The organism is Burkholderia sp. AU27893 (assembly GCF_002223205.1).
Taxonomy (GTDB): Bacteria; Pseudomonadota; Gammaproteobacteria; order Burkholderiales; family Burkholderiaceae; genus Burkholderia.
The window spans coordinates 1,138,168-1,161,417 of sequence record NZ_NKFD01000004.1 but is presented as its reverse complement, the minus strand read 5'-3'; the positions used below and the strand labels follow the sequence as shown (position 1 = coordinate 1,161,417).

The 23,250-nt window shown below is 68.6% G+C and carries 17 protein-coding genes; 14 read left to right on the top strand and 3 right to left on the bottom strand.

The features are described 5' to 3' along the window. Positions 1 to 58: 58 nt before the first annotated feature. Complete coding sequence (locus tag CFB47_RS25110) at positions 59 to 1,081, top strand: DNA-binding protein (protein ID WP_089462640.1); 1,023 nt, start codon at positions 59 to 61, stop codon at positions 1,079 to 1,081. Positions 1,082 to 1,225: 144 nt separating this feature from the next. Here the strand turns inward: CFB47_RS25110 and CFB47_RS25105 are convergent, their stop codons facing one another. After that, entirely contained in the window at positions 1,226 to 2,797 is a 1,572-nt protein-coding gene (locus tag CFB47_RS25105) for a hypothetical protein (protein WP_089462639.1), read from the bottom strand. A 308-nt stretch (positions 2,798 to 3,105) separates the two neighbouring features. Between CFB47_RS25105 and CFB47_RS25100 the strand changes: the two genes are divergently transcribed. The 8 genes from CFB47_RS25100 (at position 3,106) to CFB47_RS25065 (ending at position 13,001) form a co-directional block, all read left to right on the top strand. Further along, the gene (locus CFB47_RS25100) at positions 3,106 to 3,726 is read left to right on the top strand and encodes a TetR/AcrR family transcriptional regulator (protein WP_089462638.1); all 621 of its coding nucleotides are present in this window, start codon (positions 3,106 to 3,108) and stop codon (positions 3,724 to 3,726) included. A 234-nt stretch (positions 3,727 to 3,960) separates the two neighbouring features. Continuing rightward, positions 3,961 to 5,019, top strand: a complete 1,059-nt coding sequence (locus CFB47_RS25095; RefSeq protein WP_089462637.1) for an NADP-dependent oxidoreductase — start codon at positions 3,961 to 3,963, stop codon at positions 5,017 to 5,019. A 100-nt stretch (positions 5,020 to 5,119) separates the two neighbouring features. After that, the gene (locus tag CFB47_RS25090; protein ID WP_089458980.1) at positions 5,120 to 5,419 is read left to right on the top strand and encodes a putative quinol monooxygenase; all 300 of its coding nucleotides are present in this window, start codon (positions 5,120 to 5,122) and stop codon (positions 5,417 to 5,419) included. Between the two features lie 135 nt (positions 5,420 to 5,554). Then, positions 5,555 to 6,010: a (2Fe-2S)-binding protein gene (locus CFB47_RS25085; protein ID WP_043183740.1), complete on the top strand. Its 456-nt coding sequence runs from the start codon at positions 5,555 to 5,557 to the stop codon at positions 6,008 to 6,010. Between the two features lies 1 nt (position 6,011). Beyond that, positions 6,012 to 8,234 (top strand): xanthine dehydrogenase family protein molybdopterin-binding subunit, encoded by a 2,223-nt coding sequence (locus tag CFB47_RS25080; protein WP_089462636.1) that lies wholly within the window; start codon positions 6,012 to 6,014, stop codon positions 8,232 to 8,234. Between the two features lie 15 nt (positions 8,235 to 8,249). After that, a complete protein-coding gene (locus CFB47_RS25075; RefSeq protein WP_089462635.1) occupies positions 8,250 to 9,548 on the top strand; it encodes a cytochrome c in 1,299 nt (432 codons plus the stop codon). A 152-nt stretch (positions 9,549 to 9,700) separates the two neighbouring features. Continuing rightward, entirely contained in the window at positions 9,701 to 11,146 is a 1,446-nt protein-coding gene (locus CFB47_RS25070) for an NAD-dependent succinate-semialdehyde dehydrogenase (protein WP_089462634.1), read from the top strand. A 376-nt stretch (positions 11,147 to 11,522) separates the two neighbouring features. Beyond that, complete coding sequence (locus CFB47_RS25065; RefSeq protein WP_089462633.1) at positions 11,523 to 13,001, top strand: diguanylate cyclase; 1,479 nt, start codon at positions 11,523 to 11,525, stop codon at positions 12,999 to 13,001. A 54-nt stretch (positions 13,002 to 13,055) separates the two neighbouring features. Here CFB47_RS25065 and tagH read toward each other — a convergent pair whose 3' ends face one another. Next, complete coding sequence (gene tagH, locus CFB47_RS25060) at positions 13,056 to 14,519, bottom strand: type VI secretion system-associated FHA domain protein TagH (RefSeq protein ID WP_089462632.1); 1,464 nt, start codon at positions 14,517 to 14,519, stop codon at positions 13,056 to 13,058. A gap of 44 nt (positions 14,520 to 14,563) precedes the next feature. Continuing rightward, the gene (locus tag CFB47_RS25055; RefSeq protein WP_089442474.1) at positions 14,564 to 14,950 is read right to left on the bottom strand and encodes a TssQ family T6SS-associated lipoprotein; all 387 of its coding nucleotides are present in this window, start codon (positions 14,948 to 14,950) and stop codon (positions 14,564 to 14,566) included. Between the two features lie 630 nt (positions 14,951 to 15,580). On the opposite strand from CFB47_RS25055, the gene tssJ reads away from it, so the two are divergent. The 5 genes from tssJ to tagF are packed head-to-tail and all read left to right on the top strand — an operon-like array spanning position 15,581 to position 23,154. Continuing rightward, positions 15,581 to 16,096, top strand: a complete 516-nt coding sequence (tssJ, locus tag CFB47_RS25050) for a type VI secretion system lipoprotein TssJ (protein WP_089462631.1) — start codon at positions 15,581 to 15,583, stop codon at positions 16,094 to 16,096. Further along, positions 16,093 to 17,511: a type VI secretion system baseplate subunit TssK gene (gene tssK / locus CFB47_RS25045; protein WP_089458228.1), complete on the top strand. Its 1,419-nt coding sequence runs from the start codon at positions 16,093 to 16,095 to the stop codon at positions 17,509 to 17,511. The genes tssJ and tssK overlap by 4 nt, the downstream gene beginning before the upstream one ends. Positions 17,512 to 17,526: 15 nt before the next feature. Then, on the top strand, positions 17,527 to 18,849 hold the full coding sequence (locus CFB47_RS25040; RefSeq protein ID WP_089462630.1) for a DotU family type VI secretion system protein: 1,323 nt from the start codon (positions 17,527 to 17,529) through the stop codon (positions 18,847 to 18,849). 1 nt (position 18,850) lies between these two features. Further along, the gene (tssM, locus tag CFB47_RS25035) at positions 18,851 to 22,477 is read left to right on the top strand and encodes a type VI secretion system membrane subunit TssM (RefSeq protein ID WP_089462629.1); all 3,627 of its coding nucleotides are present in this window, start codon (positions 18,851 to 18,853) and stop codon (positions 22,475 to 22,477) included. Next, on the top strand, positions 22,459 to 23,154 hold the full coding sequence (gene tagF / locus CFB47_RS25030) for a type VI secretion system-associated protein TagF (protein ID WP_179258980.1): 696 nt from the start codon (positions 22,459 to 22,461) through the stop codon (positions 23,152 to 23,154). The genes tssM and tagF overlap by 19 nt, the downstream gene beginning before the upstream one ends. Positions 23,155 to 23,250: the final 96 nt, after the last annotated feature.

Below are 23,250 nucleotides of genomic sequence, written 5' to 3'. Positions count from 1 at the left end.
AATTGGATATTTAACGGTTTACGTTATATTATTTACGAAATCACCAGCCCATCTCACCATGTCCGATCTCGCTGCCGACGAATCCCGCCTGACCGCCGAAATCGAGCGCCTCAAGGCCGACTTCCCGAAAACCCGCGAGCTGTATCGCGAAGCCTGCGCGCTGCTGTTCTTCCGCTTCGGCATCACGCCGACCGCGAACCGCCTGTACCAGCTCGTCCGCAAGGGCAGCATGAGCACGCCGACGGCCGTCCTCGGCGAGTTCTGGGCCGAGCTGCGGGAAAAGAGTCGCGTGCGCATCGAGCATCCCGATCTGCCGGCCGATCTGCAGGCGGCCGCCGGCGAACTGGTGGCGGCGCTATGGAATCGGTCGAGCGCCGCCGCGGCCGGCGCGCTCGACGCATTGCGCGCGGAGGTCGAGGCCGAGCGGGTGGCAGCGAAGGAGGAAGTCGCGACATTGCAGGCCGAACTGGCCCGCACCGAAACCGCGCTGGAGCAACGCACGGCCGCGCTGCTGGCCGCGCAGGTGCGCATTCAGGAACTGGAACAGGCGAGGGCGGCGGACGACGCATCGCGGCAAGCGTTGCAAGCGGACATCGAACGCCTCACGGCCGACAACGCGGAAGGCGACCGCGCGCTTGCGCAGGCGCGGGCGGATTTCACCACCCAGCTCGACCGGCTGCGCGACGATGCCGGCCGGGCCGAGGAGCGCTTGCGCGCGTCGGAGAAGCGGGCGCTTCAGGAGATCGATCGCGAGCGGCTCGCAGCCGCGCGGCTGCAGAAGGAACTCGAGGCAGCGGCATTGCGCATGGAGCAGCGCGATGCTCAGCAGCGCAAGGAAATGGCCGCACTGCAGGCGCAGCTCGGCGACGCGCTGCATCGATGCGGCGTGCTTCAAGGGCAGCTCGACGGCGCGCTGGCGACCGATGCGGCACGGAGCAAGGAACTCGATGCGCTGCGGCGAGAAATGACGGCGCTCTCGCGCCGGTCGGCGCTGCGTGGCGCCAAGGCAGCGCCAGCCGCACAACGGGACGAGCGGAGGGCGCGCACGCGAAAGCGCGCGGACGAAGCGCTGCCGCGCTAACGGCGAAACCACGAGCGTGCGTCAGCCGAAAGCGACGCACGCCTGAAGCCCGAAGCCCGAAGCCTGAAGCCTGAAGCCTGAAGCCAGCAGGCAAGCGACCGAGCCCCTCACACCCCCGATCGCCCATCCATCCACCGATACCGATCAACTCGACACATACCGCGACGGCAACGCCGGCGCATCCGCCGGAATCGTGACGAGCGACGTATTGAGCCAGCCCTGCGGCGACCCATTCGACTGCGCGTAGGCGCCGACGTAAGGCATCATCCGCGTCGTCTGATAGACCTGCGGCGTCCACCCGGCCGGCGCGAGGAAGATCGACGTCGCGCGCTTTTCGCTATACGCGGACGCCCCATACGTCGAGATGTTCCACAGCGTCTGCTGATACGTCGCATAGTCCGCGTTGTGCCGCGAACCGCCGGCCTGCCAGCCTTCGAGCTGGATGAACGTGTTGTACGCGCCGGCGCCCGCGAGCAGGTTGTTCACCGTGCGCCCGTACAGGAACGACAGGATCAGCCCGCAGTTCGTCGGCGCGAAATCGCTGCCGACGCTCAGGTAATAGCGGCCCGTCGTGTTCAGCACCGACGCGTAGTGCGAGTTGCCGATATCCGTCGAAGTCGTCAGCCCGCTCGCGCCCATGAAGCTGTCGAACGCCTGCATCGTGACACCCGCCGGCAGGTCGTTCGTCGCGCTGATCGCGACGATATGCGAGCCGGCCGCCAGCAGCGTCAGGAACGCGGACAGCGTGCTCGCGTTCCAGTTGCCCTGCGCATCGACGAACGGAAACGCGCGATAACCCGTCAGCGCGAACACGGCCGGATCGGAACCGGCCTGCCACGCGATCTGCGGCACCCACATCGTCAGCGGGCCGGCGTTCGACGCACTGGATACGTACTGCTTCAGCGCGTCGACGAGTTGCGCATCGGCAGCGGGCAGCACGCCATAGGCCGCACCGCTCTGCCAGCGCTGCACCCATTGCGCGACGAAGCCCGCCAGCTGGCCGCCGGTGAAGTCGGCGGGCGGCACGTAGCCGAGCGGGCCGGTGCTTTGGTACGCGGACTGGATGGCCGCGGCCGTGCGCACGTTGCTGCCGAACATGCTGTTCGCGAAATCCTGGCAGTTGTTGGCCGGCGGCGTCGCGAGCTGCGCGAGCGGGACGACCCACGCGCCGTTCGCGGTCGCGACGCCGCGATACAGCGTGAGATTCGCGACCGAGTCGTGACCGGGAAACGTCGCTGCGTCGGCGCCCGACACGTAGCCGGCCGACGGCGTGACGCTGACCGTGGTCGGTTGCGACCCGAACGGATGCGTGTACGAAACGGCAAACGAGGCGTCGCCGCCGGCAAGGCTGAACGATCCCGTACAGTCGCCCCAGCTGTTCGACGCGCTGACCGCGGTCGATTGCCCGGTGGCGACCTGCGCTTGCGACGCCTGCGGCAGCGAGCCGCTCTGGCTCGCCGCGTTGCCGTACGCGAGCGTCGTCGACGGGATCGCATTGACGACGTTGATCGTGATCGACCGGTCGGCGATGCCGTAGCTGCGCGCGGAGGCATCCGCGGCGCCGGCGGCGGCGAACGACGACGCGGACGTCGGGCTGCCGTCGCCGCCGCAGGCAGCCAGCGAGCCGACGAGCGGCGACAGGGTCAGCGCGGCGCCGCGCTGGATGAAGCGCCGGCGGTTCGGCGCGGACGGGCGTTCGGGTTTCGAAGCGGTCATGGGCGTTCCTGGTCACGGGTTGGAAGGACGGCAGAGGACGATCCGGCGCATTGCACACGTGTGCAATGCCGGCCGAAACCACTCGATCGCCGGCACATGCGCCGCGCGTATTTATGCGGGAGATCGATGAAACGCCCGCGACGAAACCGAGTCGTGCGTGTGACGCCGCGCGCTCGCCGGAGCGGGAAAGGAGGGAGGCATGCCGGCACGATGTTTGGGCGCCCGGCGGGGATCGGGTAAAGTGCCGCTCAACATGCCGGCTCGACGTTGCTAGACGACCGGTCTAATCGTTGCTAACATACGCCATCATGAATGCATCTTCGGGCGCGGAAGTCCGCCAGCACATCCTGAATATCGCCAAGCCGATCATGCTCCACAAGGGGTTTTCGGCGGTCGGCCTGAACGAGATTCTCGCTGCGGCGGGCATCCCGAAGGGCTCGTTCTACCATTACTTCGGCTCGAAAGAGGCATTCGGCGAAGCGCTGCTCGAATCGTATTTCGACGGCTATCTCGCGCACCTCGACAACCTGTTCAAGCATCAGGCCGGCACGGGCGCCGAGCGCCTGATGACGTACTGGCGCAACTGGTTGCACACGCAATGCGCCGACGATCCGGAAGGCAAGTGCCTCGCGGTGAAACTCGGCGCGGAAGTGTCGGACTTGTCGGAAGCGATGCGCGCGGTGCTGCGGCAGGGCACGAGCCAGATCATCGAGCGGCTCGCGGGCGGCATCGAGGCCGGGCTGGCCGACGGTTCGCTGAGCGGGGTCGCCGATCCGTCGCATACGGCCGCGATCCTGTACGAGCTGTGGCTGGGCGCGACGCTGCTGGAAAAGATTCACCGCAATCGCCAGCCGCTCGAACGGGCGATGGTCGAAACGCGGCGCATGCTGAACCTGCCGCCGCTCGCGCCGGGCGGCGCGCAGTCGTAACGCGGGCGCGCATCGGCGCGCCTTGTTTTTACCCCGATTCTAGACGACTGGTCTACTCAACCTCGCATGACGAACGTGCCACGCCGCATTACGCTGTTCCGATTGATTCAACTGCATGCACGCGGCCGCGACGGCCTGAGCGCCGCCGCCGCCGCCCGCATGCCTTTCCCGCTGGTCCATCCCTGATCCGATCGTGCCCACGAAGCACGTCCATTCCTGTTGACGGAGACTCACATGCCGCAAAGCAAGACCGCTAATCGCCAGATCATCCTGAATTCGCGCCCGGTCGGCGCGCCGACGCCGGACAACTTCCGCGCCGAATCCGTTGACGTGCCGACGCCCGGCGCCGGCCAGGTGCTGCTGCGCACGGTCTGGTTGTCACTCGACCCGTACATGCGCGGCCGGATGAGCGACGCACCGTCCTATGCGCCGCCGGCCGAACTCGGCCAGCCGATGGTCGGCGGCACGGTCAGCCAGGTCGTCTCGTCGAACCTGCCGGCGTTCCGCGAAGGCGACCTGGTGGTCGCAGGCGCCGGCTGGCAGGACTATGCGTTGTCCGACGGCCAAGGTCTGATTCCGCTCGGCCGCGACTTCGCCCATCCGTCGTACGCGCTCGGCGTGCTCGGCATGCCGGGCTTCACCGCCTATACCGGCCTGCTGACGATCGGCGAGCCGAAGGCCGGTGAAACCGTGGTCGTTGCGGCGGCGAGCGGTGCGGTCGGCGCGGTGGTTGGCCAGATCGCCAAGCTGAAGGGCTGCCGCGTGGTCGGCGTCGCGGGCGGCGCCGACAAGTGCGCGTACGTGACCGATACACTCGGTTTCGACGTGTGCGTCGACCACCGCGATCCGGCATTTGCCGCGAAGCTGAAGGAAGCGTGCCCGAACGGCATCGACATCTATTTCGAGAACGTCGGCGGGGCCGTGTTCGACGCGGTGTGGCCGCTGCTCAACGACCATGCGCGCGTGCCGGTGTGCGGGATCATCGCGCACTACAACGACGCGGCCTACGACGACAAGGCCGTGTCGACCGGCCGCGACCGCGTGCCGGCACTGATGGGCACGATCCTGCGCAAGCGCATCCGGATGCAGGGTTTCATCATCATGGATCACTATGCAACCGGCTATGCGACGTTCATGAAGGACATGAGCGAATGGGTCGCGCAGGGCAAGGTGAAGACGCGCGAGGACGTCGTCCCCGATCTCGCCGATGCGCCGGAAGCGCTGATCGGCCTGCTGGCCGGCAAGAACTTCGGCAAGGTCGTCGTGCGCGTGGGCCCGGACGAACTGGCCTGACGCGTCCGCACGACGACACACGACGATTGCACGCCGGCGTCATGCGACGCCGGCTTGTGGCATGCTCGACCCCACCATCGACGACAAGGAGAGTGACAAGATGGCGCTGCACGTAATTGCTTCCCTGTTCCTGAAGCCCGAACACGCGGCGGCCGCCGAGGCCGAACTGCGCAGCATGGTCGCGAAGACGCGCACCGAACCGGGCAACCGGCGCTACGACCTGTTCCGTGAGCAGGACGGCTCGCCAAACCTCCACCTGTACGAAATCTACGACGACCAGGCTGCGTTCGACGCGCACCTCGCGAGCCCGCATTTCGGCGAATTCCGCGCGAAGTCGGCCGACTGGTTCACCGCGCCGCCGGTCATCAAGGTGCTGTCGGGCATCGACGTCGCCGAGTAACCCCGCCGTATGCCCGTCGCGGCGCGCTCCCACCCGGGCCGCACGGCACCCGCCGCACCGCATGCGGCGGCGATGACAACACCACGCGGCGCATCGTTCGCGCCGCTTCCCCAATACACCGGCCCCGGAGGCTGAATGATCACCCTCAACATCAACGGCGAAACCCGCTCGGTCGACGCCCCCGACGACATGCCCTTGCTCTGGGTGCTGCGCGACGTCGTCGGTCTCACCGGCACGAAGTTCGGCTGCGGGATCGCGCAGTGCGGCGCGTGCACGGTGCATCTCGACGGCGTTGCCGCGCGCTCGTGCGTGCTGCCGGTCGCGGCCGTCGCGGGCCGCAAGATCACGACGATCGAAGCCGTCGGCGCGACGCCGGCCGGCCACAAGGTCCAGCAGGCGTGGCGCGAGCTCGACGTCGTCCAGTGCGGTTACTGCCAGTCGGGGCAGGTGATGGCCGCCACCGCGCTGATCGCGTCGAACCCGAACCCGAGCGACGCCGACATCGACGCGGCGATGGCCGGCAACATCTGCCGCTGCGGCACGTACAACCGGATTCGCGCGGCCGTGAAGCAAGCCGCGAAGGAGGCCTGACATGTCACGAGGACTGATCGAAGCCGGTCGGGCCGGCGCGGGCGTGTCGCGCCGTTCGTTCCTCAAGCTCGGCATGTCGCTGGGCGCGGCGGCCGGCGGCGGGTTGCTGCTCGGCTTCAGCATGCCGGCCGCGGGTGACGATGCGCGCCGGTCGGTGATCGGGGGCGACGCCGCCGAACCGGCTCAGCCCGGCGTATTCGCACCGAACGCGTTCGTGCAGATCGACCGCGCCGGCAAGGTCACGCTGGTGATGCCGAAGGTCGAGATGGGGCAAGGCGTCTATACGGCGCTGCCGATGCTGATCGCGGAGGAACTCGAAGTGCCGCTGTCGAGCGTGACGCTCGACCATGCGCCGCCGAACGAGAAGCTGTTCCTCGATCCGCTGCTCGGCGGCCAGCTCACCGGCGGCTCGACGTCGGTGCGCTACGCGTGGGAGCCGCTGCGCCGCGCCGGCGCGACCGCGCGCACGCTGCTGGTCGCGGCGGCCGCGAAGCAATGGAACGTCGATCCGGCAGCCTGCCGCGCCGCGAACGGCGAAGTGCAGCATCCGCCGAGCGGCCGGCGCGCGTCGTACGGCCAGCTCGCCGACGCGGCGGCGAAGCTGCCGGTGCCGAAGGACGTCGCGCTGAAGCAGCCGGCGGATTTCAAGCTGATCGGCACGCCCGCGAAGCGGCTCGATTCGCCGGAGAAGGTCGACGGCACCGCGCAGTTCGGGCTCGACGTGCGCTTGCCCGGCATGCTTTACGCGGTGATCGTGAACAGCCCGGTGTTCGGCGGCACGGTCGCGAGCGTCGACGACACGGCCGCGAAGAAGCTCCCCGGCGTGCGCCAGGTCGTGCGCGTCGACAACGCGGTGGCGGTGGTCGGCGATCACACGTGGGCCGCGAAGCGCGGCGCGTCGGCGCTGGTCGTGAAGTGGAACGAGGGCGCGGGCGCGAAAGTCTCGACGAAGGATCTGTTCGCGGATCTCGCGCAGGCGGCGGCGAACGGCAAGGGCGCGGTCGCACGCAAGGACGGCGACGTCGACAAGGCCTTCGCGAATGCGAAGACGCGCGTCGACGCCGTCTACGAACAGCCGTTGCTCGCCCACGCGACGATGGAACCGGTGAACTGCACGGTGCACGTGCGCGGCGACGGCTGCGAGATCTGGGTCGGCACGCAGGTGCCGACGCGGGCGCGCGATACCGTGCAGCAGCTCACGGGCCTCGCGCCCGACCGGATCGTCGTGCACAACCATCTGCTCGGCGGCGGCTTCGGCCGGCGGCTCGAGACGGACATGATCGGCCAGGCCGTGAAGGTTGGCAAACAGGTCAACGCGCCGGTGAAGGTGATCTGGACGCGCGAGGAAGACGTGCAGCACGACATGTACCGGCCGTGCTACCACGACAGGATCTCGGCCGGCCTCGACGCGAACGGCAAGCCGGTCGCGTGGCAGCACCGGATCGTCGGCTCGTCGATCATGGCGCGCTTCGCGCCGCCGGCGTTCCAGCACGGCGTCGATCCCGATGCGGTCGAGGTCGCGGCCGAACTGCCGTACGACCTGCCGAACCAGCTGGTCGACTACGTGCGCCAGGAGCCGCGCCACGTGCCGACCGCGTTCTGGCGCGGCGTCGGCCCGACGCGCGGCACGTTCGTGGTCGAGAGCTTCATCGACGAACTGGCCGCGCAGACCAAGACCGACCCGGTGCAATACCGCCGCGCGCTGCTCGGCAAGACGCCGCGCGCGCTCAACGTGCTCGACGTCGCGACGAAGGCGGCCGGCTGGGGCGGCCCGGCGCTGCCGACGGGGCAAGGGCGCGGCGTCTCGGTGATGCACGCGTTCGGCAGCTTCTTCTCGATCGTCGTCGATGTCGCGGTGGACAACGGCGAAGTGCTGGTGAAGCGTGTCGTGTGCGCGGTCGATTGCGGGATGGTCGTCAACCCGAACACGATCGAGGCGCAGGTGCAGGGCGGCATCATCTTCGGGATCACCGGCGCGCTGTATGGCGAGATCACGATCGAGGAGGGCCGCGTCGTGCAGAGCAACTTCACCGACTACCGGATGCTGCGGATCAACGAGACGCCGCCGATCGAGGTCCATCTGGTGAAAAGCGGCGAGGCGCCGGGCGGCATCGGCGAGCCGGGTACGGCCGCGACCGCCGCGGCGGTGGCCAACGCGATCTTCGCGGCAACCGGCAAGCGACTGCGCAAGCTGCCGGTCGGCGACCAGCTGAAGACGGCTTGAGGGGAGGCGACGACCATGAAAAACCTCACCCTGAAGACGCTCGGCACGTCGTTGCTTGCCGTGTCCGCACTGCTGGCCGGCACGGCCGCATATGCCGCGCAGGCGGCGCCGGCCGACAGCGCGCTCGTCGCGCGCGGCGCGTATCTCGCGAAAGCGGGCGACTGCGTCGCGTGCCACACCGCACCGCGCGGCACGCCGTTCGCCGGCGGCCTGAAGATGGTCACGCCGATGGGCGCGATCTACACGACCAACATCACGCCCGATCCGGAGACGGGCATCGGCGGCTATACCGAAGCCGACTTCGAAAGCGCGTTGCGCAAGGGGGTCGCGAAGGACGGTCACAACCTGTATCCGGCGATGCCGTACCCGTCGTACGCGAAGCTGAAGGACGACGACGTGAAGGCGCTGTACGCGTATTTCATGCACGGCGTCGAGCCGGTGAAGCAGGCGAACCGGCCGTCGGACATCCCGTGGCCGCTCAACATGCGCTGGCCGCTCGCGTTGTGGAACAAGGTGTTCCTCGACACGACGCCTTATGCCGACAAGCCGGCCAAGGATGCGATGTGGAACCGCGGCGCGTATCTCGTGCAGGGGCTCGGGCACTGCGGGTCGTGCCACACGCCGCGCGGTGTCGGCTTCCAGGAGAAGGCGCTCGACGAAGGCGGCGCGGCGTTCCTGTCGGGCGCGCCGATCGACAACTGGTTCGCATCGAACCTGACCGGCGAGCCCAACACGGGGCTCGGCCGCTGGAACGAGGCCGAAGTCGCGCAGTTCCTGAAGACCGGCGCGAACCGCCATGCGACCGCGTTCGGCTCGATGGTCAGCGTGATCAACCACAGCACGCAGGCGCTCACCGACGACGATCTGACGGCGATTTCGCGTTACCTGAAATCGCTGCCGGCGGCGGGCGGCACGGGCGCGCCGCCGTACAGCTACGATCCGAAGGCGACGCAGGCCGCGCTGGGCCGGCCGGCGGCCGATCCGGGCGCGAAGGTGTATAACGCTTACTGCCTGCATTGCCACGGCGCGGACGGGCGCGGTTACGCGCCGCTGCTCGCGCCGCTCGCCGGCAATCCGAACGTGCTCGAAGCCGATGCATCGTCGCTGATCAACGTGACGTTGAACGGCAGCGACACGCTCGTGATCGATGGCGTGCCGTCCGCGTATCCGATGCCGGCGTTCTCGAACCAGTTGAACGACCGGCAGATCGCCGACGTGCTGACGTTCATGCGCGCCGGCTGGAACAACGGCGCGCCGGCCGTGCAGGCGGCGGACGTCGCGAAACTCCGCAAGGCGACGGCGGCCGCGCGCTGAGCGCGGCCCCATGCGGAACGAGGGCGGGCCGGCGTGCCCGCCGTCACTGCCGCCGGGTGCGTGCCTGCCCCGGCGGCGTGGCTTTTTCTGTCAACCGGCGCGCGGCCGTTCGCGGCAGCGCGCGTTTATCGACGCAATGTAGGGGTGTCTGGATGGCTAACGTGACTTATACGGATACGCAACTGCTGATCGACGGCGAGTGGGTCGACGCCGCGAGCGGCAAGACGATCGACGTCGTGAACCCGGCGACCGGCAAGCCGATCGGCAAGGTGGCCCACGCGGGCATCGCCGATCTCGACCGCGCACTCGCCGCCGCGCAACGCGGCTTCGAAGCCTGGCGCAAGGTGCCCGCGCACGAGCGCGCGGCGACGATGCGCAAGGCGGCTGCGCTGGTGCGCGAACGCGCCGACGCGATCGCGCAACTGATGACGCAGGAGCAGGGCAAGCCGCTCACCGAAGCGCGCGTCGAAGTGCTGTCGGCGGCGGACATCATCGAATGGTTCGCGGACGAAGGCCGCCGCGTGTATGGCCGGATCGTGCCGCCGCGCAACCTCGGCGCGCAGCAGACGGTCGTGAAGGAGCCGGTCGGCCCGGTCGCCGCCTTCACGCCGTGGAATTTCCCGGTCAACCAGGTCGTGCGCAAGCTGAGCGCCGCACTGGCCACCGGCTGCTCGTTCCTCGTGAAAGCGCCGGAAGAAACCCCGGCCTCGCCGGCCGCGCTGCTGCGCGCGTTCGTCGACGCAGGCGTGCCGGCCGGCGTGATCGGCCTCGTGTACGGCGATCCGGCTGAAATCTCGTCGTACCTGATCCCGCACCCGGTGATCCGCAAGGTCACGTTCACGGGTTCGACGCCGGTCGGCAAGCAGCTCGCCGCGATGGCGGGCTTGCACATGAAGCGCGCGACGATGGAACTGGGCGGCCATGCACCGGTGATCGTGGCCGAAGATGCCGACGTCGCGCTCGCGGTGAAGGCGGCCGGCGGCGCGAAGTTCCGCAACGCGGGGCAGGTCTGCATCTCGCCGACGCGCTTCCTCGTCCACAACAGCATCCGCGACGAATTCACGCGCGCGCTGGTCAAGCATGCGGAAGGGCTAAAGGTCGGCAACGGCCTCGAGGAAGGCACGACGCTCGGCGCGCTCGCGAACCCGCGCCGGCTGACCGCGATGGCATCGGTCATCGACAACGCGCGCAAGGTCGGTGCGAGCATCGAAACCGGCGGCGAGCGGATCGGCTCGGAAGGCAACTTCTTCGCGCCGACCGTGATCGCGAACGTGCCGCTCGAAGCGGACGTGTTCAACAACGAGCCGTTCGGCCCGGTCGCGGCGATTCGCGGTTTCGACAAGCTCGAAGAGGCGATCGCGGAAGCGAACCGTCTGCCGTTCGGTCTCGCCGGCTACGCGTTCACGCGTTCGTTCGCGAACGTGCACCTGCTCACGCAGCGCCTCGAAGTCGGGATGCTGTGGATCAACCAGCCGGCGACGCCGTGGCCGGAAATGCCGTTCGGCGGCGTGAAGGACTCGGGCTACGGGTCGGAAGGCGGGCCGGAAGCGCTCGAGCCGTACCTCGTCACGAAGTCGGTGACGGTGATGGCCGTCTGACGGTCGTCGATATCGATCGCATGCGCGGCGCTTGTTGGCGTCGCGCATGCGATCGGCGCGGGCCGGGCGGGGCGCCCGGTCTATTGCCAGCGTCTCACTCCCGCCGTTCATTCGAACGGCACCCCCTTCGGTATTTCAATATGCGTGTCACTGCGGGCGGATCGTTTCAACTCCGTCACCGGCAACGACGCGTGCCGCATCCGTCGGTGAATTGACGTCGGCGCCTTCCGCCCGATACCGTTCGGCTCACGTGACCCGCAACCTGGCAAGTACGGACTGCCCCTCGTACCCGGACGTCACACTTTTTGGTATAGCTTATCCAGAAGAAACCAGAACAACCGGTGCGTCAGCGTCGGCCCAACCTGAGAGGACACGGATGCATCCGCGGTCGGCAGCGCCGTATTACGTTGTGCTGGCAGGGACCTTGATAGCGTGCGCGCTGATGGGCCTCTGCGTGTTGCAGTTGTTCCAGAGCCGTCACGACGCGCTCGACCGCGCACGCGAGACGTCGCGAAACCTGGCGCTCGTCGCCGAGCGCGACATCGAGCGCAATATCGAGTTGTACGGCCTGTCACTGGAGGCGGTGATCCAGGGCCTTCGGCGGCCGGACGTCATGGCGGCCACGCCGGCCCTGCGGCGCGGCGTCCTGTTCGATCATGCGATGACCGCGCAATTTCTCGGCTCGATGCTCGTGCTGGATGCGGCCGGCAACATCATCCTCGATTCGGCGAACGACGTGCCGCGACAAGGCAATTTCGGCGACCGCAAGTACTTTACGGTTCACCGGGACAATCCGAACGCCGGGCTCTACATCAGCGATCCGTTTGCATCCCGCCTGCGCGGCGGCTCGCTCAGCGTGGCGCTGACGCGCCGCGTGTCGAATCCGGACGGCTCGTTCGGCGGCATTGCACTGATCGCGGTCAATCTCGAGTATTTCCACACGCTGTTCGCCGGCCTCGCGCTCGGCTCGCACGGCGCGATCTCGCTGGTCGGCCGGGACGGCATCATGTTCATGCGCCAGCCGTACGACGAACACACCATCGGCCGCGACATCAGCCAGGCGGCGACGTTTCGCCACTTCATGACGGCGCCGGAAGGCTCGTTCACCGAGACCTCGACGATCGACCACGTGCGCCGCCTGTACTACTTCAAGACGCTGCCGCACCTGCCGCTGATCATCATGGTCGCCGAGGCGGAGCAGGACATCTACGCGGCGTGGCGGCGGCGCGCGATCATGATCGGCGCGCTGGTGGCGACGTTTGGCGCGGCGTTCATCGTGCTGTCCTTCTTGCTGGGCACCCAGCTGCGGCGCAGGATGCGGGCCGAATCGGAGCTGGTGATGCTCGCGCGCACCGACGGCCTCACCGGGCTCAACAATCGCCGCTCGTTCGGGGAAGTGCTGGACCTCGAATGGCGCCGCGCCCGCCGTGCCCGTTCGGTGTTTTCGCTGCTGTTCGTCGACGTCGACCGCTTCAAGGCCTTCAACGACACGTATGGTCACCAGGCCGGCGACGACGCGCTGGCGGCGGTTGCACGATGCATCGGCGAGAACATCCGGCGTCCCGCGGACACCGCCGCCCGCTATGGCGGCGAGGAATTCGTCGTGATCCTGCCCGATACGCCGGCCACGGGCGCGACCGAGATCGCCGAACGGATTCGCGCGGCCATCGACGGGCTCGCGATCGAACATGCGGAAAGCGAATTCGGGCGCGTCACCGCGAGCATCGGCGTGGCAAGCTGGGATCCCGGGCAGGAGGGGGAGGTCGAGTCGGTGATCAAGGCCGCCGACCAGGCGTTGTACCACGCGAAGGAAACGGGGCGAAACAAGGTGGCCTCGCATGAAACGGGCACCTGACGCTACCGCCGGCACGCGCCGCCCGCCACCGGCGGCGGACGTGCCGTTCGACGCTCAATGCCGGCCGCTGCCGCGGTAGCTTTCCACTTCCGCGTCGTACGCGGCCAGAAACGCCTTGCCGAACACCGACGCGAAATCGTCCTCGATCGCGAACACCGTGTCGCGATGGGTCGCCGCGTAGCGATCCCACATCCTCGCCTTGTACAGCATGGGCACGCGCTTCTCGTACCAGCGCATCGCGTCGTCGCGCTCGCGCAGCCGTTGCGGCGAAAAGCGCGTCAGCAGGTCCATCAACGCGGCGCGCATGCCGGCGACCATGCCGATCTGGTGCGCATGCAGATCCTGGAACGCGTCGCTCACCGCGCTCTGCGGCGACATGAAGCCCGGCAGCGGCAGCCCGAACATCTGCCGCAGCACGGCACCGCCGTCCGGCAGCAGCTTCAGCGGGTTGTTCTCGCGATCGAGCAGCATCGTCATGTGCGCCTTCACCTCACGCTTCAGGATGCTGCGCGACGACAGCAGCTCGACCGTGCCGTTTGCGAACAGCGCCAGCAACTGGCCCGCGATGTACAGCTGCTCGGCCGACCACTGATGCGACTCGGCCGCCGTATCGAGCCCCGCGCCTTCGAAGAACGCGCTCAGCAGTTCATCGGGCGTCGGCGGGCGCGCGGCATGCGGCGCCGGTTCGTCGGCCGGCTGCGCGTGCGTATCGGCCGCGCGCGCGGCAGCGGGCTGCACCCGCACGTGTTGGGTCCACTCGGGCGCGTGGTCGGCCTGGGTCGCGGACGACGCTTCGCGTGCCGTGTTGCCGCGCTCGGCATGCGATGCCGTGCCCGATGCGCCCGATGTGCCGATATCGCCCGACGGCTGCGCGAACAGGTCGAGCGGATCGGTCGACAGCTGGTGCAGGTCGCGCTGTGAAGGGGCGGGCGGTACGGTTTGCGCCGCGCGGTTCGCCGGCTGCGCAGCATCCGCCCGCGCGGGGCCGCCGGGTCGCGTACCGGTGTCCGCCGCCTTGCCGCGGGGCGCGAGACGACCCTGGAGCAGCCCCCACAGCCGGTTGCCGGCGCCTTTCGTATCGATCCGCGAAGACGATGCGGGCGAGGGTGCGGCCGACGTTCGCCCCTGCGGCGGCGGATCGACGTGCACGCCGGTCTCGGTCGCCATGTCGATGACCGGCGCATCGTCGCCAGAGCCGCCGTCGTCACGTTCGGCGCGCAGCACGTACGGCCCGATGCGGATGATGTCGCCGGTATTGAGCGGGCGCTCCTGCGCATAGCCGACCGGCTCGCGGTTCACCTCGATCGTCGAGACGCTGCTCAGGTTCTTCAACAGGCACGCGTCGTCGCCGACCTGCAGCAGCGCCTGCAGCCGCGAGATCTGCCGGGTGTCGTCGCGCAACACGAGATGGTTGTCGCTGGCCCGGCCGATGGTGCCGCCGGGCGGATGAAACACGACGGCGTCGTAGGAGTCGTTTTCGACCGGCTCGCCGGCATGTTCGATCACGATCAGTTGCATGTCATACGTCGCTCGGTGAAGCGCTCGCGTGGACGCCGGTTCGTTCAGGATGACGACGCATGCCTGCGGCGCGCGAATTCGAACGCGGGCCCCCAGATCGGATGCCCCTTCTCGGCAGGGGACAAGTCGAAGCGCGGGTTGAGGTCGAGAATTTTCGAGAACTCGGCGCGGCACGGCGTGATGCGGTTCGTCACGCAATAGCTGAACGCGAGAAGCTTGTGCGCGGCCACCTGCGTGTCGGGGTCGGCGCCGTCGATCTCCTTCGCATGGCTCAGCAGTGCGATCGTGCGCCCGTAGTCGCCGCTGTCGTACGCGGCGCGCGCGCTGTCGAGCGTCGCGCGTGCAGCCGACTGTGTCGGGGACGTACTGCACCCGCCGGCCCCCAGCAACAGTGCGCCGAGAAAAAGAACGAGCGATGAACGACCTTTCATTATTGAAATTAAAGATTGGCGTAATTGGAACGTGGCACACAAGCGCTGTTGGATTCTAGTGCCAATCATCGGCACCCAACCGGCTGTTACGTTTTGTTTCATTTCGGCAATCCGTTTCCACCTGAATGCAGAATCGACTACGAATCTCCGTGCTTGTGAAACCGGAAAAACGGCCTATAGTTCGCTGTGTTTTTCGGATTCATCAGTTGTTTGGTCAGCGCACGTCAATGCACGAAAAACGGTGCCGTCCGTTCGTGCGAAACGAATAGCCTGCCACACCACCTCCGTCGCGAGCGTCCCTTGCCCGGCGGGTGGCTGGCTTGCGCCCCGCGTCCATCCGACAGGTGTCCACGCCATGGAACCGGGCCGCCCGCGCGCACCGGCCGGATTAACTTTTGCCATTAATTCACTAATCCCGATTCAATTGCCCATCATCTCGCCAAAGCGACTTTCAAAAATCATTAATGATATGACCCGGCTTTTTACAAGAATAATTTGCCGACACGAATTGCAATGGATGGATATACCGGTTACACAATTACCGATCAATTAATTGTCCCTTTTTCAATCAGGTCATCCGGTTTCGAAGTCGAAAACCGGCGCACGGCTATTGGGTGGCGAGGGTGGAATATGCAATGGCGGTCGAGCAGTTTCATCGTATGGGGATGCGTGATGCTGTTGCCGGGGTGCGGTGCGACGGAGCACGCCGCGGCGGTGCCGTACGCGATCACCGTTGACGTTGCGCCGGACGTCAACCCTGACCTGAACCGCAAGCCTTCGCCGATCGTGCTGAAGGTGTTCCAGCTCCGCGCGGCGTCGTCGTTCGACAGCGCGGATTTCTTTTCGCTGCAGGACAAGCCGGAAAACGTGCTCGGCGCGGACCTGCTCGGCACCGACCGCGTGATCCTGCGGCCGGGCGAATCGCGCACGCTGCACTATCGCGGCAACGTCGAGGCCGGCGCGATCGGCGTGGTCGCCGAATACCGGATGCTCGACAAGAACCGCTGGCGGCTGACGGTGCCGCTGCCGCGCGCGAAGCAGCTCAATCTCTACAAGTTCTGGCAGACGTCGCCGGGCGAGCTGAAGCTGTCGATCGCCGTCCGCAACGGCGGCGTCGCGCTGAACGATGCGAAGGGGCGCCCATGACCGAACCGACGATGTCCGCGACGCCGGTCGCGGCGCTCCGCCAGCGGGTGGTGTGGACCGAGGGGATGTTCCTGCGGCCGCAGCATTTCCAGCAGCTCGAACGGCACTGGGAACGCTACGTCGCGCTGCGCTGCCTGCCGCTGCAAGGCTTCTACTGGGGCTTCGACACGCTGGAACTCGATCGCGAGCAACTGGCGCTCGGCAAGGTCGCGCTGCGCACCGCATCGGGCGTGATGCGCGACGGCACGCCGTTCGACCTGTCCCATCCGGACGATCTCCCCGAGCCGCTCGACGTGCCGGCCAATGCGAAGGACCAGCTCGTCGTGCTTGCACTGCCACTGTGGCGTGGCGGCGGCGAGGAGGTGTCGTTCGGTGCGGGTGCACGTGCAAGCGGCGCCAATGCCGCGAGCGGCGCAAGCGGTGCAAATGGCAGCGCCGACGTCGCGCGCTACGTCGTCCGCGAATACGAAGTGGCCGACGCGAACGCGGTCGCGCTCGGCCCCGCGCTGCTGCAGACGGGCCGCCTGAACGTGCGGCTGATGCTCGACGCCGAGCTGACCGGCGACTGGCACGCGCTCGGCGTCGCGCGGATCGTCGAGCGGCGCACCGACGCGCGGCTGCTCGTCGACGACGGCTACATTCCGCCGCGCCTCGTCGCGCAGCACGACGCCGTGCTGCTGGCGTATGCGCGCGAGCTGCACGGGCTGCTCACGCAACGCAGCGAAGCGCTCGCGGCGCGGCTGTCGGAGCCCGGGCGCGGCGGCGTGTCGGAAGTCGCGGATTTCCTGCTGCTGCAGCTCGTGAACCGCTATCTGGCGCTGACCTGGCACGCGCAGCAGCACGTGTCCACGCACCCGGAGGCGCTGTTCTGCGACTGGCTGAAGCTCGCCTGCGACCTGAGCACGTTCACGGCGGCCGGCCGGCGCCCGCAGTCGCTTGCGGTCTACGTGCACGACGACCTGCGCACGAGCTTCGCGGAGCTGATGACCGAGCTGCGCCGGTCGCTGTCGACGGTGCTCGAGCAGAATGCGATCCAGATCGAGCTGCGCGATGCGGGCAACGGCATCCGCGTCGCGACGCTGGCCGACCCGGCGCTGCGCGACACGGCCGGCTTCGTGCTCGCGGTGCGCGCGGACGTGCCGGCCGACAGCCTGCGCGCCCGGTTTCCCGCGCAGGCGAAGCTCGGGCCGGTCGAGCGGATCCGCGATCTCGTGCAGCTGCAGCTGCCGGGCATCACGATGCGCCAGTTGCCGGTCGCGCCGCGGCAGATCCCGTATCACGCGGGCCATACGTACTTCGAGATCGACAAGGGCAGCGACCTGTGGAAGCAGCTGGCGCGCTCCGGCGGTCTCGCTTTCCATTTCGCCGGCGAATTCCCTGGGCTCTCGATGGAATTCTGGGCGATACGCGGGTAAGGGCGGGGCGACGCGATGAATTCCTCCTCCGATTCGATCTCCCCCGGCGCCGGCGGATTCGTGCCGCCGAATCCGGGCGGCATGCATCCGGCCGCGGCGGGCGCGGCCGGCCCGACCGCGACGCAGCCGCGCCCGGGGCGCTGGGCCGCGAGCGGCACGAACCCGCTCGTCGCGGCCGCGAATCCGTTGCTCAACCTGGTGCCGCAGATCCGCTCGACCGTCCATCACCCGAACCCCGCGTGGCTGCGCGAGCACCTGGTCGTCGAGATCCGCCAGTTCGAGGCGCGGGCGCAGGAGGCCGGCGTGCCGTCGGAAGCGATCATCGGCGCGCGCTACTGCCTGTGCACGGCGCTCGACGAGGCGGCCGCACTGACGCCGTGGGGCGGCAGCGTGTGGTCGTCGCACAGCCTGCTCGTGTCGTTCCACAACGAGACGTGGGGCGGCGAGAAATTCTTCCACCTGCTCGAACGCCTGTCGCAGCAGCCGCGCCAGCATCTCGACCTGCTCGAGCTGCTGTATTTCTGTCTCGCGCTCGGCTTCGAGGGCCGCTATCGCGTGCTCGACAACGGCCATGCGCAGCTCGACGCGCTGCGCCACCAGCTCGCGCTGACGATCCGTTCGGTGCGCGGCGAATTCGAACCGGCGTTGTCGCCGCACTGGCGCGACGTCGTCACGCGCGATGTCGCGCGCCGCTTCGGCGTGCCGCTGTGGGTGTGCGTGGCGCTCGCGCTGCTGATCGGCTTCGGCGTGTTCGTCGGGCTGCGGATCGCGCTTGCCGGGCATTCGGATCGGCTGTTCGCGTCGATCGACGCGCTGCACGTGCCGAAACTGCAGCCCGCGCAGGCGCCGCCGCGCCCGGCCCAGGCGCCGCGCATCGCGAAGTTCCTGGAACCGGAGATCGCGGCCGGCCTCGTGGCGGTGCGCGACCAGGCCGACCGCAGCGTGATCGTGCTGCGCGGCGACGGGGTGTTCAAGTCCGGCGCGACGTCGGTGATCGACCGCTACGTGCCGGTGCTCGCGCGCGTGGCCGATGCGTTGAACAAGGTGCCCGGCAACGTCCGCGTGACCGGCTATACCGACGACACGCCCGTGCATACGGCCCGCTTCGCATCGAACTGGGACCTGTCGCGCGAACGCGCGGAAGCCGTGCGCGGGATGATCGCCGCGCGGCTCGACCATCCGGAACGGCTCGCGGCGGAAGGGCGCGGCACGCTCGATCCGGTCGCGCCGAACGATTCGCCGGCGAACCGCGCGCTGAACCGCCGCGTCGAGATCACGCTGCTGCCGGCGCCCGGCAGTGCCGCCGTCGGCGCGAGCGCCACGCAGGGAGCCAACTGACATGAACCAGGCTGTCGCGCGTTTCGTCCGGCCGTTGCCGTCGCGGGAGATCTGGACCTTCGCCGGTCTCGTCGTGCTCGCGTGCTTCGTGTGGCTCGCGGGGCCGCTGTTCGCGTTCGCCGAAGCCCGGCCGCTCGAAAGCGGCTGGGCGCGCGGGCTCACGATCGCGGTGCTGTTCACCGCATGGGGCGCACGCGTCGCGTGGCGCAGCTGGCGCGCCGGCCGGCTCAACGCGCAGTTGCTGAACCAGCTGCGCGAGGCCGCGCCCGGGCCGGCCGTCGCCGACGATCCGGCGAAAGCGCAGCTCGACGAGTTGCGCAGCCGCTTCGACGAAGCCGCTTCGCTGCTGAAGAAAGTGCGCTTCGGGCAGGCCGACACCGTGCGCAAGGGCTTGCCGCGCTGGTTCGACCGGATGTCGCGCCAGTATCTGTATCAGTTGCCGTGGTACGTGTTCATCGGCGCGCCGGGCTCGGGCAAGACCACCGCGCTCGTGAATTCCGGGCTCAGTTTTCCGCTGGCCGAGCAGTTCGGCCGCGCGGCGATCCGCGGCGTGGGCGGCACGCGGCATTGCGACTGGTGGTTCACGAACGACGCGGTGCTGATCGACACGGCCGGCCGCTACACGACGCACGAGGGCAACCGCGCGCTCGACGAGGCCGAATGGAAAGGCTTCGTCGACCTGCTGAAGAAGTACCGCACACGGCAGCCGCTGAACGGCGCGATGCTGACGATCAGCGTGGCCGACCTGCTCGGCGCGTCGGAAGCCGAACGCACGCAGCACGCGATGGTGCTGCGCAAGCGGCTGCTGGAGCTGCGCGCGCAGCTCGGCATCCGCTTTCCCGTGTACCTGCTCGTGACGAAGGCCGACCTGCTCGCGGGCTTCGCCGAATATTTCAGCCACTACGGCCGCGCCGAATGCGCGCAGGTGTGGGGTTTCACGTTCCCGCTCGCGCAGAGCGAGGCGCCGGGCTTCGACCTGCGGGCGGCATTCGACCGCGAATACCGGCTGCTGCACCAGCGGCTGAACGACGGGCTGCCCGAACTGCTCGCCGCGCAGACCGACGCGCGCCAGCGCGAGATGACCTACCTGCTGCCGCAGCAGATCGCCGACCTGCAGGACATGCTCGGCCAGTTCGTCGCCGAGGTGTTTTCCGTGTCGAGCTACGAGCCGATGCCGATGCTGCGCGGCGTCTACCTGACGAGCGGCACGCAGGAGGGCACCGCGTTCGATCGCGTGATGAGCGGCATCAAGCGCTTCCTGAAGATCGAGGGCGTGCCGCCGGTCGCGCAGGTCGGTTCGACCGGGCGCAGCTTCTTCCTGAAGTCGTTGCTGCAGGAGCACATCTTCCGCGAGGCCGCGCTCGCCGGCAGCGACCTGCGCTGGCACCAGAAGCGGCGCGTGCTGCAGATCGCCGGCTACGTACTGCTCGCGCTGGTGTGCGTGGCCGTGCTGTTTGCGTGGCTGCGCAGCTATTCGAACAACCGCGCGTATCTCGACCAGATCGGCGCGCGTGTGCCGGCCGTCGATGCGCAGATCGCCGGCGCGAAATTCTCCGATGCGGCCGACGTCGCCCGCCTGCTGCCCGTGCTCGACGCCCTCGGCAACCTCGCGAATGCGGGCGGCGTCGACCTGCAGCATCCGCCGCTCGCATACCGGTGGGGGCTATTCCAGGGCGAGAAGATCGACGAAGCCGTCGACGCCGTGTACCGGCGCGCGCTGGAAGACGTGCTGCTGCCGATCGCCGCGAGCCGGATGGAGGCGGCGCTGCGCGACGCACGCCCCGACGAGACCGAATATGCGTATGCCGCGCTGAAGGCGTACCTGATGCTGTACGACAGCGCGCACTACGATCCCGCGTTCGTGCAGGCCGTCGTCGACCTCGAGATGGAACGCGCGCTGCCGCCCGATTTCTCGCCGGCCGAACGCGCCGCGCTGCGTGCGCATCTTGCCGCGCTGTTCGGCAACCGGGTCGCGGTGTCGCCGTATCCGATGAACGAGCGGCTCGTGGCCGACGTGCGCGACCGGCTGCGCCAGGTGCCGTTCTCGCAGCGGCTGTACCGTCAGATGACGATGACGCTGCGGCCGGCCACGGCCGCGTTCGACTTCAGCGTCGCGCGGGCGGTCGGCCCCGACGCATCGCTGGTGTTCCGACGGCAGAGCGGCAAGCCGCTGTCGGAAGGCGTGCCGGGGCTCTATACGCGCAACGGCTATCGCAACGTGTTCGCGCCGCGCCTGGCCGGCGAGGTCGACGCGTACGGGCGCGAGGAAGTGTGGGTGCTGAACCTCGGGCTGTCCGAGATTCCCGGCCCGAACGACGCGGCCGCGTGGGCGCGCGATATCCGCCAGCTCTACCTGAACGACTACCTGAAGATCTGGGACGACTATCTCGCCGACATCAAGCTGCAGCGCACCGCGACGCTCGCACAGAGCATCCAGGTGGCGCGCGCGCTGTCGTCGGCCGATTCGCCGCTCACGCGGCTGATGGTGGCGCTCGCACGCGACACCGCGCTCGGCGATGCACCGGGCGGGGCGCGCAATCTCGCGGCGCAGGCGCAGGACAAGGTCGACGAGGCGCGCAGCTCGCTGTCGCAGATCTTCGCGGGCCAGGGCAGCAATGCGAGCACGTCCGCGGCGGCGCCCGCGAGCGCCGAGCAGATCGTCGACAGCCACTTCGCCGGGCTGCGTGCGTTCGCGCCGGGCAGCGGCGACCAGGCGTCGGCATTCAACGACGTGCTGAAGTCGATCGACGCGCTATACACGTACCTGACGGCCACCGACGACGCACTGAGGAGCGGCGCGCAGCCGCCGCCGTCCGATGCGCCCGCGAAGCTCCGTGCGCAGGCCGGCCGCCTGCCGACACCGTTCCGCGAAGTGCTCGACGACCTGTCGAACGTCGCGAACGGCAGCGTGGCGACCGTCGAGCAGCGCAGCGTCGCGACCCGGGCCGGTGCGAACGTCGGCGACTTCTGCCGACAGGCGATCGCGGGCCGCTATCCGTTCGCGCGCGGCGCGTCGCGCGATGTCGCGCCCGCGGATTTCGCGCAGATGTTCGCGCCCGGCGGCCTGATGGACGACTTCTTCCAGAAGAACCTGCAGTCGATCGTCGATACGACGTCGCACCCGTGGCGCTTCGCGAACCGCAACGCGGACGCCGATCCGTCGGCCGCCGCGATGCTGGCGTCGTTCGAGAAGGCCGCGGTGATCCGCGACGTCTATTTCGGCGGCGGCGCGCGCACCGCGCAGTTGAAGGTGCAGATCCAGCCGCTCGAAATGGACCCGTCGATCACGGAGATGGTGCTCGACGTCGACGGACAGATCGTCCGCTACGCGCACGGCCCGCTCGTGCAGAGCGCGGTGAACTGGCCGGGCCCGCGCGGCAGCAACCAGGTGCGGCTGCAGGTGTCCGGGCAGGCGGGCGCGACCGACGGCTTCTCGACCGACGGGCCGTGGGCGCTGCACCGGCTGTTCGACCGCGCGGGGGTGTCGGCCGGACGCGGCTCGGACCAGATGATTGCGCGCTTCACGGTCGACGGCAAACCGATCGTGCTGCAAGTGAATGCGGGCAGTGTCCGCAACCCGTTCAGGCTGCCCCAGATGGAGTCCTTTACATGCCCGCCGAAGCCATGAGCCCGACACCGCCGTTCACGCGTACCGACGGCGATGCGCCGGCCTGGTACGGGAAGATTCCCGGCGCCGGCGACTTCGTCAACAGCCGGCTGCCGCATGCGCTCGCGCTGTGGTGGGAGCGCTGGCTCCAGCAGGGCATGGCCGCGATGCGCCAGCGCGGCGCGGACGAGATCGAGCGCCACTACACGGTCGCGCCGGTCTGGAATTTCCTGATTCCGGCGGGCGCGGGGGCGTCGTGCATTCAGCCGGGCTGCCTCGCGCCGAGCTGCGACCGCGTGGGGCGCTACTACCCGGTGATCGCCACGCTGCCGATGCGCGCCGCCGATTACTGGAACGGGCTGCCGGATGCCGCCGACACGTTCTACTGGCAGGTCGGCCAGGCGCTGCTCGACACGATCCGCCATGCCCGCGCACCCGGCGATCTCGAGCAGATGCTGGCGCGCGTGCGGCTCACGCCGGGTGACGACACCTACGCCGACATCGTCGACGGCATGCCGGCGCCGCCGCCGGAACGGCCGGCCCCGGCCGCGTGGCCGGGACTGTCCGGCTATTTCGATCCGCACGGCGGCACCAGTTTCTGGTGGACCAACCGCGCGGACGGATCGCCGCTGCGCACGCACGCGCATACGGGCACGCCCGACAACGCGCTGTTCCTGACGCTGTTCGGCGGCAACTAGCGAGCCGGCTGACGGACGGCGGGCCGCCGGGCGCGGCGGGTGCGGCGGGTGGAATGGACGCGGCGGGTGGAAAGGACGCGGTTTCGAGAGGTGGTG

What these genes read in the sequence shown, in the direction of transcription:
- CFB47_RS25110 (WP_089462640.1), top strand. Translation starts at nt 59, where the DNA reads ATGTCCGATCTCGCTGCCGACGAATCCCGCCTGACCGCCGAAATCGAG.
- CFB47_RS25105 (WP_089462639.1), bottom strand. Translation starts at nt 2,797, where the DNA reads ATGACCGCTTCGAAACCCGAACGCCCGTCCGCGCCGAACCGCCGGCGC.
- CFB47_RS25100 (WP_089462638.1), top strand. Translation starts at nt 3,106, where the DNA reads ATGAATGCATCTTCGGGCGCGGAAGTCCGCCAGCACATCCTGAATATC.
- CFB47_RS25095 (WP_089462637.1), top strand. Translation starts at nt 3,961, where the DNA reads ATGCCGCAAAGCAAGACCGCTAATCGCCAGATCATCCTGAATTCGCGC.
- CFB47_RS25090 (WP_089458980.1), top strand. Translation starts at nt 5,120, where the DNA reads ATGGCGCTGCACGTAATTGCTTCCCTGTTCCTGAAGCCCGAACACGCG.
- CFB47_RS25085 (WP_043183740.1), top strand. Translation starts at nt 5,555, where the DNA reads ATGATCACCCTCAACATCAACGGCGAAACCCGCTCGGTCGACGCCCCC.
- CFB47_RS25080 (WP_089462636.1), top strand. Translation starts at nt 6,012, where the DNA reads ATGTCACGAGGACTGATCGAAGCCGGTCGGGCCGGCGCGGGCGTGTCG.
- CFB47_RS25075 (WP_089462635.1), top strand. Translation starts at nt 8,250, where the DNA reads ATGAAAAACCTCACCCTGAAGACGCTCGGCACGTCGTTGCTTGCCGTG.
- CFB47_RS25070 (WP_089462634.1), top strand. Translation starts at nt 9,701, where the DNA reads ATGGCTAACGTGACTTATACGGATACGCAACTGCTGATCGACGGCGAG.
- CFB47_RS25065 (WP_089462633.1), top strand. Translation starts at nt 11,523, where the DNA reads ATGCATCCGCGGTCGGCAGCGCCGTATTACGTTGTGCTGGCAGGGACC.
- tagH (WP_089462632.1), bottom strand. Translation starts at nt 14,519, where the DNA reads ATGCAACTGATCGTGATCGAACATGCCGGCGAGCCGGTCGAAAACGAC.
- CFB47_RS25055 (WP_089442474.1), bottom strand. Translation starts at nt 14,950, where the DNA reads ATGAAAGGTCGTTCATCGCTCGTTCTTTTTCTCGGCGCACTGTTGCTG.
- tssJ (WP_089462631.1), top strand. Translation starts at nt 15,581, where the DNA reads ATGCAATGGCGGTCGAGCAGTTTCATCGTATGGGGATGCGTGATGCTG.
- tssK (WP_089458228.1), top strand. Translation starts at nt 16,093, where the DNA reads ATGACCGAACCGACGATGTCCGCGACGCCGGTCGCGGCGCTCCGCCAG.
- CFB47_RS25040 (WP_089462630.1), top strand. Translation starts at nt 17,527, where the DNA reads ATGAATTCCTCCTCCGATTCGATCTCCCCCGGCGCCGGCGGATTCGTG.
- tssM (WP_089462629.1), top strand. Translation starts at nt 18,851, where the DNA reads ATGAACCAGGCTGTCGCGCGTTTCGTCCGGCCGTTGCCGTCGCGGGAG.
- tagF (WP_179258980.1), top strand. Translation starts at nt 22,459, where the DNA reads ATGCCCGCCGAAGCCATGAGCCCGACACCGCCGTTCACGCGTACCGAC.